We start from the raw sequence: 15,305 nt of genomic DNA on the forward strand, positions 1-15,305 counted from the left end.
CCCGGTGCTGGCCGGTCGCCGCTCACTCTGAAGGTGCGACCCTTTACGTCACCCTCTGTCAGGGCTCGCGTCGGTGGGATCTTCCGTGCGATTATCTGGCCTGTGGCTTTCATCTCGTGCCCAATGTCGAGCTGGCGCAGCATCTCGGTTGTGTCGTCGAGAACGGATGCGTTCGCGTGAACGAATTTCAAGAGACGACCGTTCCGGGAGTTTTCGCTGCCGGAGAGCCGACGGGCATCGGCGGTGTCGAGCGGGCGCTCGTCGAGGGAGAGATCGCCGGATATGCCGCCAGCGGACGCTTCGATGTCGCTCGTCGCCTGTTCGGGCGACGCCAGCGGTGGCACCGATTCGCTCGCCTCCTGGAGGAAACTTTTACCCTGAGCGACGAACTGAAGGCGCTTCCCACCGACGAGACAATTCTCTGTCGCTGCGAAGATGTGCTCTTTGGTCGGGTGCGTCGCTTTCGCTCCTGGCGCGAGGCCAAGCTTCACACCCGCTGCGGCATGGGTCCGTGTCAGGGACGCGTCTGCGGTACCGCCGTTGAATTCCTTCTCGGATGGGAGCGCGATTCGGTACGACCTCCTCTCTTTCCCGCTCGGATTGAGAGCCTGATGCAAGGCTCCCTCACGGCGAGAGAGGGGCTGGCGACGTGAGGAGCGAAAACGCCGATGTCCACCGATGAACACGGAGGCGCGCAGATCGCCGTTGTCATTTGCGCGGGTCGGTGGATTTGTCGTGATTTTGTGCGAGGGCCCTCTGCCCCTCGCATCAGCAGGAGGAAAGGACAATGACGATGACGTGGATGGGCGTAATGCCCGCAATCACAACCTGTTTTGATGAGACGCTCGCTGTTGATCATGCGTTTATGGCCCGTCACTGCCGGTGGCTGGTGGATCACGGGTGCACCGGGATCGTAGCCCTGGGGTCGCTCGGAGAAGGGGCGACGCTGTCGTTCAATGAAAAGCTCGACATCCTGCGCACCTGCGTTCAGGCGGTCGGTGACCGGGTGCCGGTTGTCTCGGCAGTCTCAGCCTTGAGCACTGCCGAAGCCGTCGAGATTGCCCGTCAGGCGGAGAAGATCGGCTGCCGGGGATTGATGGTCTTACCGCCCTACGTCTATCGGGGCGACTGGCGCGAGATGAAAGCTCATGTGGCGGCCGTTTTTCGTGCGACGCGCCTCTCCTGCATGCTCTACAACAACCCTGTCGCTTACGGCACCGATTTCCTGCCCGAACAGATCGCCGAACTGGCGGCGGAGCATGAAAATTTTCACGCCGTCAAGGAGTCCAGCACCGATGTCCGCCGCGTGACGGCCATTCGGGCACTCGTTGGAGATCGGCTGGCCGTCTTTGTCGGCGTGGACGATGCCATCGTCGAGGGCATCGCCATGGGAGCCGTCGGATGGATCGCCGGACTCGTCAACGCCTTGCCGAAAGAATCCGTCACTCTCTTTGACCTGGCGCGGCGGGGGGAGTGGGAGAAAGCGTTCGCACTCTATCGCTGGTTCTTGCCACTTCTGCGCATGGATACGGTGCCGAAGTTCGTTCAGCTCATCAAGCTGGTGCAGCAGGAAGTCGGCATGGGTAACGCGCGCGTTCGTCCGCCTCGATTGGAGCTGGTGGGCGCGGAACTCGAACAGGCCCGTGCGATCATTCGGACGGCGTTGGCGTCGCGTCCATCCTTGTGAGCGGGTCCGTAAACAAATGCGGGGGAGAAGGAAATGGGCCTCACCGCCCACGTGCCTGCGGATGCGATCATCTGTCGGGAGACGATTTTTAGAGGAATCGCTCAATGAGTCTACGACGAACGATGAGAACGGGGAGCGCACGGGCAAGCGTGCTTCTTCTCAGTGGCAGGACCGGTGGGAAAGGCGCCTGCGCTTCCCGGCTATTTTCGGAGGAGGATGATGGTGGAGCTTCACGGGACATCGCTCATCGGTTCTCGCCGTGCTCGCCCCGGACGAGAGGCCTTTCAGGGATTCAATCCGGCAACGGGTGAAAAGCTGATGCCGATGTACTACTCGGCCAGCGCTGAGGATGTCAATGAGGCGGTGCGCCTGGCCAGTCAGGCATTTCCTCTCTACAGCCGGGCATCGGGTCGGCAGAAGGCTCTTTTCCTACGCCGGATTGCCGCCAACATCGAGGCGCTGGGCGACGCTTTGATCGAGCGGGTCGTGGCCGAGACGGCGTTACCGCCCGCCCGCGTGCAGGCCGAGCGCGCGCGAACCTGCTTTCAACTCCGGCTTTTCGCCGATCTCGTCGAAGAGGGATCTTGGGTGGATGCCCGCATTGATCGTGGAGATCCCGCGCGTCAACCCCTGCCGAAGCCGGATGTGCGATCGCTTCAGCGCCCGCTCGGTCCGGTCGTTGTTTTTGGTGCGAGCAATTTTCCGCTGGCGTTTTCCGTTGCCGGTGGAGACACGGCGTCGGCATTAGCGGCGGGCTGTCCGGTGATCGTCAAAGCCCATCCCGCCCATCCCGGGACATCGGAACTGGTCGGCAGTGCCATTGGCGAGGCCGTTGGCGCCTGTGGCTTGCCCGAAGGGGTTTTCTCGCTGCTCTTTGATGCCGGAACGGAAGTTGGGCGCGCTCTGGTGACGCATCCTCTGGTGAAAGCCGTGGGATTCACTGGCTCGCGGGCAGCCGGGCTCGCTCTGATGCAGGCGATCGCCACGCGTCCCGAACCGATTCCGTTCTACGCCGAGATGAGCAGCATCAACCCGATTTTCATCCTGCGGGGTGCTCTCGGCCAGCGGGGAGAACAAATCGCCGCAGGTCTTCATTCATCCGTGACGCTCGGAGCCGGTCAGTTTTGCACCAAGCCCGGCATCGTTGTGCTCGAAGAGACGAACGGCCTCTCCCGGTTCATCGAGAAGCTCACCGAATTAATGGTCACCACCAGCCCGTTCACACTTTTGACGCCGGGAATCTCGTCGGCCTATCGCGCAGCCGTGACGGCTCGCCATTCGCATCCCCGGCTGAAGACCCTTGTTCCCGCGCCGGAGCCGGCAGCCTCCTGTCAAGCGAGTGCGGCGCTGTTTCAAACCGATGCGGCGTCGTGGCTGGCCGAGCCGGAGTTGAGTACTGAAGTTTTCGGCCCTTCCACGCTGCTGATTACCTGTTCTAGCCGGGAGGAGGTGCTTCACATCGCCCGTTCGCTCGAAGGGCAATTGACGGCGACGCTCCATGCAACGGAAGAAGACCTCGCCGGGTTTCACGACCTCATCGCCATTCTGGAGACGAAGGTGGGACGACTCATCATCAACGGCTTTCCCACTGGCGTTGAGGTCTGTCACGCCATGGTGCACGGCGGTCCCTTCCCGGCGACGTCCGACGGCCGATCCACGTCAGTGGGCACGCGGGCGATTTACCGTTTCACCCGTCCCGTGTGCTATCAGAATTTTCCCGATGCGGCGCTGCCCGATGAGCTGAAGGATGAAAACCCGTTGGGCATCTGGCGAATGGTGGATGGGCAGTGGACGCGGGAGCCGCTGCCTGCCAGAAGCGTTTGAGCCCCACGGGCGATCACCGGCAGTGGCCTGCGCCTGATGAGAATTTCAGACGGCGGGCATCGGTCCCCCCGAGGAGTGTCGCTGCCGCTTCACCCGAGACGCGTTCGCTGCCTTCATGAAAGCTGGGGACGTGACCTTGAATGGGAGGTGGTTTGAGGTTTTATTGGGCGGCGGGAAGCGATGAGAAGTACCTCTTGGTGCCGCTTGTGTGTCGGAGATTCTCTTCTCTGAAAGCCAGAGACAGCCGATTCTCCTCAGAGAGAAAAATCGGTGTGAACCTGAGCAATCTGCGCTTCTTTTTCGGAGGAATCGTCCATGTGCTCACGCACATCAGGGATGGTGAAAACTCCGGGATCGCACGCGTCCCGCCAGCTCGTTTAGCGGGCCAGAGGCCCGCTATGAATGACTCCCTCCGAAATTCACCGCGGATGGACGCGGATCAACACGGATGAGGAAACTGATCCGTCTCCTTTGGTGTTCACCCACATCGTTTCCCAACGTCGCTCGAGTGTTTCACCAGGGATGGATGCGGATTCACAGGGATCTTTCATCGTCGGGCGAGCCCGATGCCGAAGACGATGATCCCGATGACCAGAAGCAACAACCCGCCCACCAGTCCCGCCGTCCCCCAGATATTGGCCTGCGCTTTGACGCTGAGCGGTAGATTTTGTCTTCCGGGGGAACACGCCGTCCGTAGGCATAGCTTTCGGTCTTCAGCCGCACCTTGTAATCTCCGACGGGGACATCCGGGGGCGGGATGATCGTGAGCGTGACGGACGTCTCCCGCTTGGTCTCCGGCGAGACGATTTCGGGTCTAGCGAAGGCGGGGCAACTCGGCTACAATTTCACCCGCTTGGGTGGCGAGCATAGCTCAACCTGGTCAGAGCACTTGACTGTGGATCAAGGGGTTGCGGGTTCAAGTCCCGCTGCTCGCCCCATCCTTAAATTTCCTCCCGGTCGCGCCTCTTCCCACCGGTTCAGTACCACTTGAGGATTCTCACTTCGATCCCCTTCTCCTCTTTGAGCAGAGAGGCGAACGCATTCACATCCGAGCCGCGATGGTGATAGGGATAGACGATGCGCGGACGGAATGCCTTGACGCACTCGGCTGCCTCCTCCGGCGGCATGGTGAAGGGAAGATTCATCGTCAGGAAGGCGGCATCAATATTCTTGAGGGCTTTGATTTCCGGTACGCATTCGGTATCACCGGAGATGTAGAGGCGCTTGCCGCCGAGCGTGAGGATATATCCGTTGCCGCGTCCCTTGGTGTGATAGAGCTGACCGGGACCGGGACCACGAACGAGATTGTACATCGGCACGGCCTCGATTGTGATCCCTGCGACGGTTGTCTTCTCGCCGTTAGCCAGAACACGCGCTTCGGTGATCGTGCGCGCCACTGCTGCCGGAGCGATGATGACCGTCGTCTCTTTCTTCAATCGCGTCACCATCGCCCGGTCCATGTGATCACCGTGAATATCGGTGATGAGGATGAGATCGGCTTTGGGAAGCTCCGCGGGGCCTGCTCGTGAGGTGGGGTCAATGTGGATCACTTTCCCTTTGAATTCCAGCATGACGCTCGCGTGCACGATGGGAGTGATCCTGATCTCCCCTTCCGGGGTGGCAATGACATCGCTCGATTTCTGGGGACTCGCTGCCCCCGCCAGACCGAGAAGAAGGATCCCTGCGATACCCAACGCGCTTGTGGTCTTTCCCGTCATGGGGCGCCCTCCCGATTAAAATTGGCGTGAGTGTTCCTCGTCCCAGCGCCGGCTCACGGGCCTGATTGCACGCAACTCCGCACCGGTGCAAAGGGCGGTGTCAAAGAGCCAATCGTGCAGGCGTTCATCATAGCGGAAGCTTCCGAGCAACTTCAACCGGGCCGGGGAACCCGCACGCGACCCCCGACCTTTCATGGAATCGCTCAACCATGGCGTATCCGAACTGGCTCCGGTCATCTCACCGTTCTCACCCAGAAAGGGACATAGAGTGCGCCGGGGATGGTGACATCTCCATCGCTGATAGAGATGAACCCTTCCCAATCGTTGACCCCTCTGGGGATGGTGGGAGCGATGGTCACGGTGAGCGTGAATTGGCCGATACTGCCGGGTGCCACCGTAAGGGTCGTGCGGTTGAGGGCGACCGTGATGCCGGGATCGGCCACCGTGAGTGTGACGGTGATCTGGTAGGTGGTCGGTCGTGACGAGTGGTTCTTGAGCGTGAACGCGCGCATGAGACTACGATTGCGGCGGGCATCCTGACGACCAAAGCTGTGACTGGGGGGATCAACGGTCGTCATCACGCGAGCGAGCGCCGGCATGTTGATGAGGCCGGAGCCACGATCCATCACGCGTCGCTCGGCCAGAGCCGGAGGCCGCGACGCCGTCGTCATGATGGCCGATTTGATCTCATCGGGAGTCCAGGTCGGGCGAAGCTGCTTGACCAGCGCCGCGACACCGGCTGCGCGCGGAGCGGCGAAGCTCGTCCCGCTGAGGAAAGTAAATCCCGAGGGATCATACGATGTCGGAGGCAGCCGATCTTCCAATCCGCGAGGGACGGGGAAGCGTCCTTCCCCTCGGGGGTCATCATCCTGAACGGCCGCATAGCTGCCCACACCCACGGTGACCACGTCGGGCTTGATGTCGAAGTTTCGCGCCGGTCCCCGCGAGCTGATCCCCACGAGAAGATTCGGCTGCGCCGCCAGCGTCAGCGTCGGCGTCTCCGTTGGAGCGTTCTCGATGATGGCTTGGGCAGTGCGGCCGGTTTCAGCGGTCTGGTCCAGAAATTCTTTTAAGGCTCGACCCGTCGTATGCTGAATGAGGACGGCGGGCAGAGAAGCTCCGCGAAGATCGGGGATGGGCAAGTCATCTCCCCCATCCGCGTGGTTGAAGAAAACAACGGCCACAGCACCGGCTTGAGCCGCATTCTCCACCTTCTCCGAGAAAAAGCAACTGCCTCGTTGAATGAAGGCGATGGCTCCGGTGAGCGAGCCCTCGGGCAATCGGCTACAGGCCAGACCGCTTCCATCGGCCTTGCCGTTATCAATCAGATCCACGTCCACGAGCTGCCCTGAAAGAGGCGTCTCGGGGAATGGGCGAGCACCGTTGGCGCCTTTGACGCCGATCACCCCATTAAGTTCGGTCGGGGGTGTGGGTTCGGTAATGCGCAGCCGCACGAGGGCGGAACTGGGAGCCCCGATATGAGAATTCGTCGTGGCTCCAACGGTGAGAACGCGACTGGCATTGGCGGGACTTCCAATCGTGCCTCCGGCCGGATTCTGATTCTCGTTTGTGGGTTCGCCTTCGTTGCCCGCTGCGGCAACGACAAAAATGCCTGCTTCCACGGCGTTATTGGCCGCGCGGTCGAGTTGATCATAGAGAAATTCTCCGATCAGCGGAGGCGGCGCTGCGGGCGTCCCCAGGCTGATGTTGATGACATCCACGCCGTCACGCACGGCTTCCTCAATCCCATCGAGCAGGCTATCCACACCGCCCACGGGCGCGAAAACGCGATAGCTGGCGATGAAGGCTTTGGGAGCGACTCCGCTGAGGACGACCGGTCGCGCCCCCGGACGCGACGACAGATCAACGCGGGCTCCAGCCGCACAACTGGCCACATGCGTTCCGTGACCGACGAGATCTTGCGCCGTGCGATGGCGCGGATCAATGCCGGGGAAGCCGGCGGAGATCAAAATCGAAGGCAGGACCTTGGCCACGATCACCTTGTTATTGGCCAGACTGAGATCTCCGCGCGGGAATCCCGGTGGCGGGACCAACTGGGGGTCTTGAAACATCGGATTGCTGAAATCCACGCCGGTATCAATGATGCCGATTGTGATGCCGAGGCCTGCCCGATCTATTCCCCCCACGGCCTCCCACAGCGCCGGAGCCCCCATCAGATCGTTGCTCACATCGAGCGGCAGGGTCGTCATCGGTCGTGCCACCATAAGATGAAGCGGGACGATGGGGATAATGTCCTTCACCTCCGGCAGCGAGGCCAGACGTTCGATGTCATCGGGGGGAACTGTCAGAGCCACTCCGTTGAGTACGATCTGATAGCGCTTGTGGATGGTCGCGCGGGGACTCACCTGGCGCAATCGTGCAGCGAAATCATCCTGCGCACGGCGAAGAAACTGGAGATAGGCCCGTGACGCGGGGGACTCAAGATCGAGCTTCCCTCCCACCCGGTTGTCCGGCGCGACGGCGATACTCGTGGCCGCCAGACCGGCTCGACCTCCACGATAGGTGGCCAGCGGCTCATCGGCCAATACGACAATGACGGCGATCCGATCGTCAACTCGTTCGGCGACCTGAGCAATCAAACGGGCCCGACGAAGCTTCTCCTCCATCGTGCCGGCAACCATCTCCTCTTGCCGATGAGCCAGGCCGGGAAGAGGCGCGAGAGTGAGGAGAACAAGCAAACCGCAGATGATGCGCTGTCGGTCATTCGGTCGCATGGTGCGCTCACCTCCATCACAAGCTATCCTCATGGGCAGGCATTATACACAAGGGATCGAGCGCCACAAGGAGGTCGGGCAAGTGCCCATAAGCCCATCAGGACGCCGCGAATGATCCTCCACTGAAATCACCCGCAATCTGTGATGGAATATCCTGTGAACCCGGTGGAGAAAAAGAGGCCCCCTCATAAAAAGGGTGAGTTCCGGGGCCTCGATCAATAAGCCGCCAGGTCGAGGATCGCCCGCACGAGGTCTTCCACCTGGGGCAGGATGGTATCTTCCAGAGCCGGCGCGTAACCCACGAACGTATCCAGCGCCCCCACGCGACGGACGGGGCCGTCAAGGTCCTCAAACAACTCATCGGCGATCCGCGCAGCGATCTCCGCACCAAATCCCCAGGAGAGCGAGTCCTCGTGGGCGACGATGACTTTGCTCGTTTTCTTGACCGAGCGGGAGATCGTCTCCCAATCGTAGGGGTTCAAGCTCCGCAGATCAATGACTTCGACCTGCAGGCCGTATTCTTCTTCGACCTGTTTGGCTGCCAAGAGCGACCGATGGACCAGCGCTCCATAAGTGATGAGGGTGAGGTCGCGTCCCTCCCGCACGATCTTTGCTTTGCCGAAGGGGATCATGTAATCGGGGCCGGGATAGGGACTCTTGTTGTAGGTTTGCCGATAGAGGTGTTTGTGTTCGAGAAAGAGCACGGGATCATCCGACCGGATGGCCGTGCGCAACAATCCGTTGGCATCCAGGGCCGTGGAGGGCATGACGACGCGCAGGCCGGGAATGTGCGTGAAGATGCTCTCACCCGATTGACTGTGATAGATGGCGCCGCCTTGCAGGTATCCTCCGATGGGAACCCGGACGACGACCGGGCACGACCAGGCATTATTGGAGCGCCAGCGCATGAGCGCCAGCTCATTCCTCAATTGCATCATGGCCGGCCAGATGTAATCGAAGAACTGAATCTCGACCACCGGCTTGAGTCCGCGCGTCGCCATCCCGATGGCTCGCCCGATGATGTTGGCTTCAGCCAGGGGCGAGTTGAAGACCCGATGCGATCCGAACCGACGCTGGAGATTGTGCGTGACTTTGAAGACGCCGCCCTTGCCCTTCACCCGATCGAGATACTGCTCGCGGCTGCAATCGGCGACATCTTCGCCGAAGATGACGATGCGGGGATCGCGCTCCATCTCATCGCGCAAGCACGCGTTGAGCAAATCCACCATCGTCTTGGGCTCGCCGGAGAACTGCGGATCGGTGGCAAAGGCGGGCGATGTCGGATCCACCGTCGGCGAGTAAACGTAGAGCGTCGCCGTCTGAGGAGCTGGCTGGGGTGAGGCCAGCGCTTCCTCAGCCGCCCGATTGACCTCCTCGTCCACTTCAGCCCGCACCATCGCGAACCACTCGGGATCGGCCAATCCTTCCGCCAGCAGAAATTCTTCCAATCGTCGCAGGGGATCGCGTTGCGCTTCCTCTTCTCGTTCCTCCGGCGGCTTGTAGAGCGTCTCGTCATCCGAGAGCGAATGCGAGTAGGGACGAATCACGTGAGCATGAACGAGCGCCGGCCCGCGTCGTTGACGCACATACGTCACCGCCTCCTGCAACGTGGCGTAACTTTCGAGCAGATCAGTTCCGTCACACTCCCGCACGAGCAGGGAGGGGAAGCTGCGCACGAGTTTCGAGATGCTTCCTCCGGCAGTTTGCACTTCGACCGGAACCGAGATGGCGTAGCCATTGTCCTCGATGAGATAGAGGATGGGGAGCTTCAATCCACAGGCCGTGTTGAGCGACTCCCAGAATTCGCCTTCGCTCGTCGCGCCGTCACCGCTCGACACGTAGACGACCTCGTCGGCATGAAACCGACTGGCGCGGTCGGCGATCTCTTCCACCAGTTCGTAGTAGCGCCCGGCTTCCGCGCAGCCAACGGCCTGGAGAAACTGGGTGCCCGTCGGCGAGGATCTTGAGACGACGTTCAACCGTTTGAATCCCCAATGCGACGGCATCTGACGTCCGCCGGAACTCGGATCGGCGGCCGCACCGACGGCCTGAAGGAACATCTCCTTGGGCGTCGCCCCCAGCGCCAGCATCAACGCCCGGTCCCGATAGTAGGCATAAAACCAATCATAGCCCGGACGGAGAACGAGACCGGCAGCGATGAGAACCGCCTCGTGACCGACACCATTGATCTGGAAGAAAATTTTGTTCTGCCGCTTGAGCTGAATCTCTTTGTCATCAATTCGGCGAGAGAGATACATGGTGCGGTAGGCGTTGAGGAGAACGTCGGGACTTAACCCCTGATACCGGGCGGCGACGCGGGCGGCAGTTTTCACCTCCATGTGGTTGGCCTCCCTTGCGGTTGATCTGTGATCATGCCCCGGCTCCGGATCACTTCGCTCGCTTCGACAGTTTGTGAGGAGATAGTTTACTGATCGGCCCCCACGAGGTCAATGGACCTTCCGTGGTATCGCTCACTTGGGTGTCAGAAAATTTCTCGCCCACTATTTGGGTTTTAGAGCAGTAACTCGTGACCTAAATAATGGCTCCCATCTTTGGAACGATCACGACGCTCAAACCTGCAGCGGCTGTCAATTGCCCGTAGCCGGGGAGCGCCGCCCCCTTGCGGGCCCGAAGCGAGCTGGAAGCGTGCGCTCCAAGAGGAAACTCATTTGCAAATTGCTCTAATCCTCGCGTTCTCTCGCTGCCGGCAGTGAGGGGCCTCAACTCTTCGCAGATCCGGGAGGAAGCCGATTTCAACGTCGGGTTATCTGCAGTGCTCTGACCCGAAGGGGTGTACGATGCTCTACCGGGGAGAAAAGGAACCGACCCCACCGTAGCGGCGTTCGCGCTTCTGGTATTCGATGATGGCCGAGAAGAAGTGCGCCCGACGAAAATCCGGCCAGAGCGTCTCCGTCAGATAGAGTTCGGTGTAGGCGATCTGCCAGAGGAGAAAATTGCTCAGCCGCATCTCGCCGCTTGTGCGAATGAGCAGATCGGGATCGGGAACATCCGCCGTGTAGAGATAGCGGGAAAAAGTATCCTCGGTGATCGCCTGGGGATCAATCCGTTTCTCCAGACAGTCCCGGCAGAGGAGACGGACGGCGTCAACGATCTCGGCACGTCCGCTGTAGTTGAGGGCGACGTTGAGCAAAAGCCTGCGATTGGCCTCGGTTTCCCGCATGGCCTGGCGGAGGTTCTGCTGAATCTCCGCGTCGAGCCCTTCCATCCGTCCGATGACGCGCAGGCGAATGCCGTTCTTTTTCAGCGTATCGAGTTCCTTGCGCAGGAACTCACGAAGCAACGTCATGAGGGCCTCCACTTCATCGGCCGGACGCTTCCAGTTTTCCGTCGAGAAGGCATAGAGCGTCAGGATGGGGATCTCCAGGCGGGCAGCGGCTTCGACGACGATCCGGGCGGATTCAGCTCCCGCCCGATGCCCCATGATGCGCGGTTGATGACGACGCAGCGCCCAACGGCCGTTGCCGTCCATGATGATGGCAACATGACGGGGAAGCCGCTCGGGATCAATCTGTCGCAGGAGCTGTTCCTCGCGCGAGCCCTTCTTGATGAGGCCCTCAAAATTCTTCACCAGATCGCTCATGGATTGTGCCCCGGACACGATCAATGGTAGTCGAGCGGCTCCGCTCCCGCAATGCGGCGTGACGGCCAACGGCCATAGGACGCAGGGCGTGGAGAGGATCAGGTGACGGACAGTTCGCTTTCACCGCCGGGAGGGCCCGTCTCTCCGTAGTCAACGCGGATAAGCGTCAGTCCCTTAGCCGGAAGCGTCGGGCCGGCCAGACGCCGATCCCTGGCCTGAAGCAGGTACGCCATATCCTCGACCGGGCGTTTCCCGCGACCGATCTCACACAGGGTTCCCATAATGGTGCGCACCATGTAGCGAAGGAATCCGTTGGCCGTGATCTCGAACGTTATCATCTCCTGGCGACGCCACAGCTTCACGGCCAGGACGCGACGAATCCGTGATCGCCCCGGACGCTCGCGGGTGGAAAACGCGCTGAAATCGTGCTCGCCGAGGAGAACCTGAGCCGCCTTCTCCATCGGTTCGAGTTCGACGGGAACAACCAGGTGATGGACGTAGCGATGAAGAAACGGACTCACGACCGGGCCGCAATAGATCCGATAGCGATAGGTCTTCGAGAGCGCCTGATAGCGGGCGTGAAAATCCGCCGGGACGAACTCCACGTGCTTCACCCGCACGTCCGGGGGGAGATTGGCATTCAGAGCGCGCAGCAGGTCGCCCTCGGCCATCTCGCGGTGGAGGAAAAAATTGGCCACCTGACCGCAGGCGTGGACTCCGGCATCAGTGCGACTGGCGCCGTGAATCGTCACCGGCCGATGATCGAGTCGGGAGAGAATCTCGGTGAGAAGACCCTGAATCGTCTGGCCCTCGGGCTGGATTTGCCAGCCCCGGTATTCCGTCCCGTCGTATTCGAGGATGATCTTAACGTTGCGCATCGGCGTAACGGCTCGGGGATCGTCTTCCGCAGACCGGATGAAGGATCATTCCGGACGGCATCGGCTCGTGTTATGTGAGATCGGGCGGCGCCGAGCCTTCGGCGCTCAGGTAGCGGCTTCCCGGAATGGTCACAGTCACTCCGGCGCGGCACAGCGGGCACTCGTCGGGCCGGAAGGTGGGGATGGGCAAGGTGAGTAAAGCCCGAAAGGGAACCCCAAAATTAAGGCTTGTGGTGCTGCGGTCAACGAGAGCGCCGACGCCCCTGAGTTCAGCTCCCCCCTGATGGATCAAGGCGATGATTTCCATGAGCGACTTCCCCGTGGTCACGACATCCTCGACGGCCAGCACGCGCTCGCCGGGACGGAGCGCGAATCCCCGGCGGAGCGTCATCACGCCCCCTTGACGTTCGGCAAAGATCGCACGCGTACCGAGGCTGCGTGCTACCTCATGCCCGATGAGAATGCCACCGAGAGCTGGCGCGATGACGACATCCACGCGCTCGTGACGAAAGTGGTCAGCCAGCCGTGCTCCCAGCCGACTGGCCACCTCGGGATATTGCAGCGCCAGAGCACACTGGAGATAACGGGAACTGTGCAATCCCGACGAGAGCTGAAAATGACCCTCCAGGATCGCTCCCGCCGCCTCCAGCCATTGAGTCACAGCCGACACGGTTGATCCTCCCATAAAGAGTCTGCCACACACCAACGAAAATAACGCACGATGATACCATTTTTCAAAAATCGGCGGAGGATTCGCCCCTCACCGGAGAGCCCGGATGGGGTGGCACTACCGACACTTCCGCTCGGGAAGGGACATGGCGTCGTCCCTCTGCGTTCATCCGCTCGGCCCAGCAGAGGGACATCGGATTCTGCCGAACCCATCCCGCGCATCGCCATGCTGGCTCTGGCCGGAGAGGACCTCCTGTGATAGACTCCTCGCTTCTAGACTGTGGCGATGGAGTTCGCCGTTTAACCGCTCTGATGGCGGTCAGAGCTGATGACTCCTGCTTGGAATTTCCCGAGCGGGAGTTTTTCTTTTGCTTTTGGTCCGTTCATCGGCCGAGAGCACACAATCAGCTCAGCGGCAGAGGGAAGGATGGGATATGGGACTGAACGAGCATCAGCAACGGCGCATCGAGGTCAGCCTGGCTCTGGTTGACCGGGCGCTCCTGGAAATGGAGCGCTTCTATTTGTCCGAGAAGCCGCTCGTGGGTGAAATGGTCCAGCTCACGAGCGATCTCGGAGCGGATGAGAGACGGGAGATCGTTCATCTCATCGAGGAGTTCCGTCGGGGGCTGCGGTCGGTGCGGGAGACGTTTCAGTTGAAGCCCCAGTCGGTGAATCTCCGTCGGCTTCTTCGCAGTTATTTCTCGCATTTCTGGTCGGTGCTTCATGATTGTCGTTCGACGAAACTGCGCGGGTACGGGGAGGTGGATCCCGAGCTCTCGCACCGTCTCGATCCGGAGATTGATCGCCTGATCGCTCTGGCCGAGCGCCTGGAGCGGATCATCCTCGCTCCCCGACATGCGGCCGAGGGAGAATGAGGGGGCGGGCGCCACGCCCTGACCGCTCGGGGGAGGCGGTTCTTTCATCACCGCGGGAGAAATCTCTTGACATGGCGGGGGGCGCTCGTATAAAAAACAAGCGTTCGTTTTTTTAAGGAGACGACGGGATGCCCCGACTGACCGAGGACGCTCGCGAGAGACGAAAGGCCCGCATCGAGGAGGCGGCGACCCAGCTCTTCATCGCTCAAGGCTATCACGGGACGACCATGCGGGAGATCGCCGGTCGCGCCCGCGTCTCCCTCGGCAACCTCTACAACTACTATCCCACCAAGGAGCACATCTTCCAGTCCATCATTCACCGGTACCAGCGGGTGATAGACGCGCGATTGCGCGCCATCTTCGAGGAGGTGAAGGAGCCCTTGCTGCCGGAGAACCTGACGACTTTCGCCCGTCGGGTCAAGGAGCTGGTCAACGATCATGCCGATTACTGGCGGCTCATGTACATTGATGTGCTGGAATTTCACAATCGGCACTTCCGCAAGATGTTCGAGAATCTCACGCGGAATCTCCGGCGGCAGTTCCGGCATCATTTCCGCGCGCTGGAGCGAAGCCGCGCCGTCTGGGATGGCGTAGATCCGGCGGTCGGGTTCACGGCGGCCTACATGCAGTTTTTCAACTACTTCCTGGTGGAGAAGCTCTTTGGCGGCCATCAGCATTTCGGATTGAGCGATGATCGGGTGATCGCTCGATTGACCGACATCTTCACGCGAGGCATTTGGCGACCGGAGGGACTCCGGCGCCTTCGGCGTGAGCGGGCACGATCATCGCCTCGATCCGAGGAGAAGAAAAAGCAGGCGGCGAGGCAGCGCCTTCGGCGCGTGCGATCCGGATCGTTGCCGTGAAGGTGCGCTGTCATGCGCCGTGATGAAGGATTCGCCCGGCGACAGCGCGGGCGAGAGCTTATCTTTCGGACGAGGAGGACCCTATGAACCGGAGAAAGGTAGCATTTCTCGCTGTTCTCACTTTGCTCGCCGGAGGCGTCTCGGTCTTCGCTCAAGCCGGAGCCACCGGCCAGATCGTGGGGACGGTGGTGGATCAAACGGGAGCGGGAGTGGCGGCGGCCTCGGTCACGCTGACCAATGTGGCGACGAGCGAGGTGCGTCAGACGGTCACCAACGCGCTTGGCGATTACGTCTTTCCACTGGTGACGCCCGGCCGCTACAAGCTGGAAGTCTCGGCGGCGGGATTCAAGAGCGTCGTCATCGAGAGCGTGGACGTTCGCATCACCCAAACGACGCGGGTGGATGTGACGCTCCTGGCGACGGCTCCCACCGAAGTGGTCACCGTGACGGCGGAA

The 15,305-nt window shown here is 61.0% G+C and carries 13 protein-coding genes, 1 tRNA gene and 1 riboswitch; of the genes, 8 read left to right on the plus strand and 6 right to left on the minus strand.

Annotated features, from left to right (window positions below; translation table 11 throughout):
* From VNM72_07215 to VNM72_07230, 4 genes are all read left to right on the plus strand, one after another.
* Positions 1-653, plus strand: a 653-nt coding sequence (locus VNM72_07215) for an FAD-dependent oxidoreductase (protein ID HXF05190.1), incomplete at its 5' end; no start/stop codon positions are given.
* Between the two features lie 140 nt (positions 654-793).
* Entirely contained in the window at positions 794-1,687 is an 894-nt protein-coding gene (locus VNM72_07220; protein ID HXF05191.1) for a dihydrodipicolinate synthase family protein, read from the plus strand.
* Positions 1,688-1,906: 219 nt separating this feature from the next.
* On the plus strand, positions 1,907-3,511 hold the full coding sequence (locus tag VNM72_07225) for an aldehyde dehydrogenase (NADP(+)) (protein HXF05192.1): 1,605 nt from the start codon (positions 1,907-1,909) through the stop codon (positions 3,509-3,511).
* Positions 3,512-4,371: 860 nt separating this feature from the next.
* Positions 4,372-4,449: transfer RNA gene (locus tag VNM72_07230), tRNA-His, on the plus strand.
* A 39-nt stretch (positions 4,450-4,488) separates the two neighbouring features.
* Here the strand turns inward: VNM72_07230 and VNM72_07235 are convergent.
* The 6 genes from VNM72_07235 to pyrE form a co-directional block, all read right to left on the minus strand.
* Entirely contained in the window at positions 4,489-5,229 is a 741-nt protein-coding gene (locus VNM72_07235; GenBank protein ID HXF05193.1) for an MBL fold metallo-hydrolase, read from the minus strand.
* 233 nt (positions 5,230-5,462) lie between these two features.
* Complete coding sequence (locus tag VNM72_07240; GenBank protein ID HXF05194.1) at positions 5,463-7,964, minus strand: S8 family serine peptidase; 2,502 nt, start codon at positions 7,962-7,964, stop codon at positions 5,463-5,465.
* Between the two features lie 215 nt (positions 7,965-8,179).
* Complete coding sequence (locus VNM72_07245) at positions 8,180-10,303, minus strand: dehydrogenase E1 component subunit alpha/beta (GenBank protein ID HXF05195.1); 2,124 nt, start codon at positions 10,301-10,303, stop codon at positions 8,180-8,182.
* A gap of 464 nt (positions 10,304-10,767) precedes the next feature.
* Positions 10,768-11,565, minus strand: a complete 798-nt coding sequence (locus VNM72_07250; GenBank protein ID HXF05196.1) for an isoprenyl transferase — start codon at positions 11,563-11,565, stop codon at positions 10,768-10,770.
* 98 nt (positions 11,566-11,663) lie between these two features.
* Positions 11,664-12,443, minus strand: coding sequence for a tRNA pseudouridine(38-40) synthase TruA (gene truA / locus VNM72_07255; protein ID HXF05197.1), 780 nt, complete (start codon positions 12,441-12,443; stop codon positions 11,664-11,666).
* A gap of 70 nt (positions 12,444-12,513) precedes the next feature.
* Complete coding sequence (gene pyrE / locus VNM72_07260) at positions 12,514-13,113, minus strand: orotate phosphoribosyltransferase (protein ID HXF05198.1); 600 nt, start codon at positions 13,111-13,113, stop codon at positions 12,514-12,516.
* 51 nt (positions 13,114-13,164) lie between these two features.
* Between pyrE and VNM72_07265 the strand changes: the two genes are divergently transcribed.
* The 4 genes from VNM72_07265 to VNM72_07280 all read left to right on the plus strand — a co-directional run.
* Positions 13,165-13,371 carry a hypothetical protein gene (locus tag VNM72_07265; GenBank protein HXF05199.1) on the plus strand — a complete coding sequence of 69 codons (207 nt, stop codon included), beginning with the start codon at positions 13,165-13,167 and terminating at the stop codon, positions 13,369-13,371.
* A 14-nt stretch (positions 13,372-13,385) separates the two neighbouring features.
* Positions 13,386-13,457: riboswitch (Fluoride riboswitch) on the plus strand.
* Between the two features lie 89 nt (positions 13,458-13,546).
* Positions 13,547-13,987 carry a hypothetical protein gene (locus tag VNM72_07270; GenBank protein HXF05200.1) on the plus strand — a complete coding sequence of 147 codons (441 nt, stop codon included), beginning with the start codon at positions 13,547-13,549 and terminating at the stop codon, positions 13,985-13,987.
* A 128-nt stretch (positions 13,988-14,115) separates the two neighbouring features.
* Positions 14,116-14,850, plus strand: coding sequence for a TetR/AcrR family transcriptional regulator (locus VNM72_07275; GenBank protein HXF05201.1), 735 nt, complete (start codon positions 14,116-14,118; stop codon positions 14,848-14,850).
* An 83-nt stretch (positions 14,851-14,933) separates the two neighbouring features.
* A partial coding sequence (locus VNM72_07280; GenBank protein ID HXF05202.1) for a carboxypeptidase-like regulatory domain-containing protein occupies positions 14,934-15,305 on the plus strand: 372 nt, incomplete at its 3' end.

This window comes from Blastocatellia bacterium (genome assembly GCA_035573895.1).
Lineage (GTDB): Bacteria > Acidobacteriota > Blastocatellia > HR10 > HR10 > DATLZR01.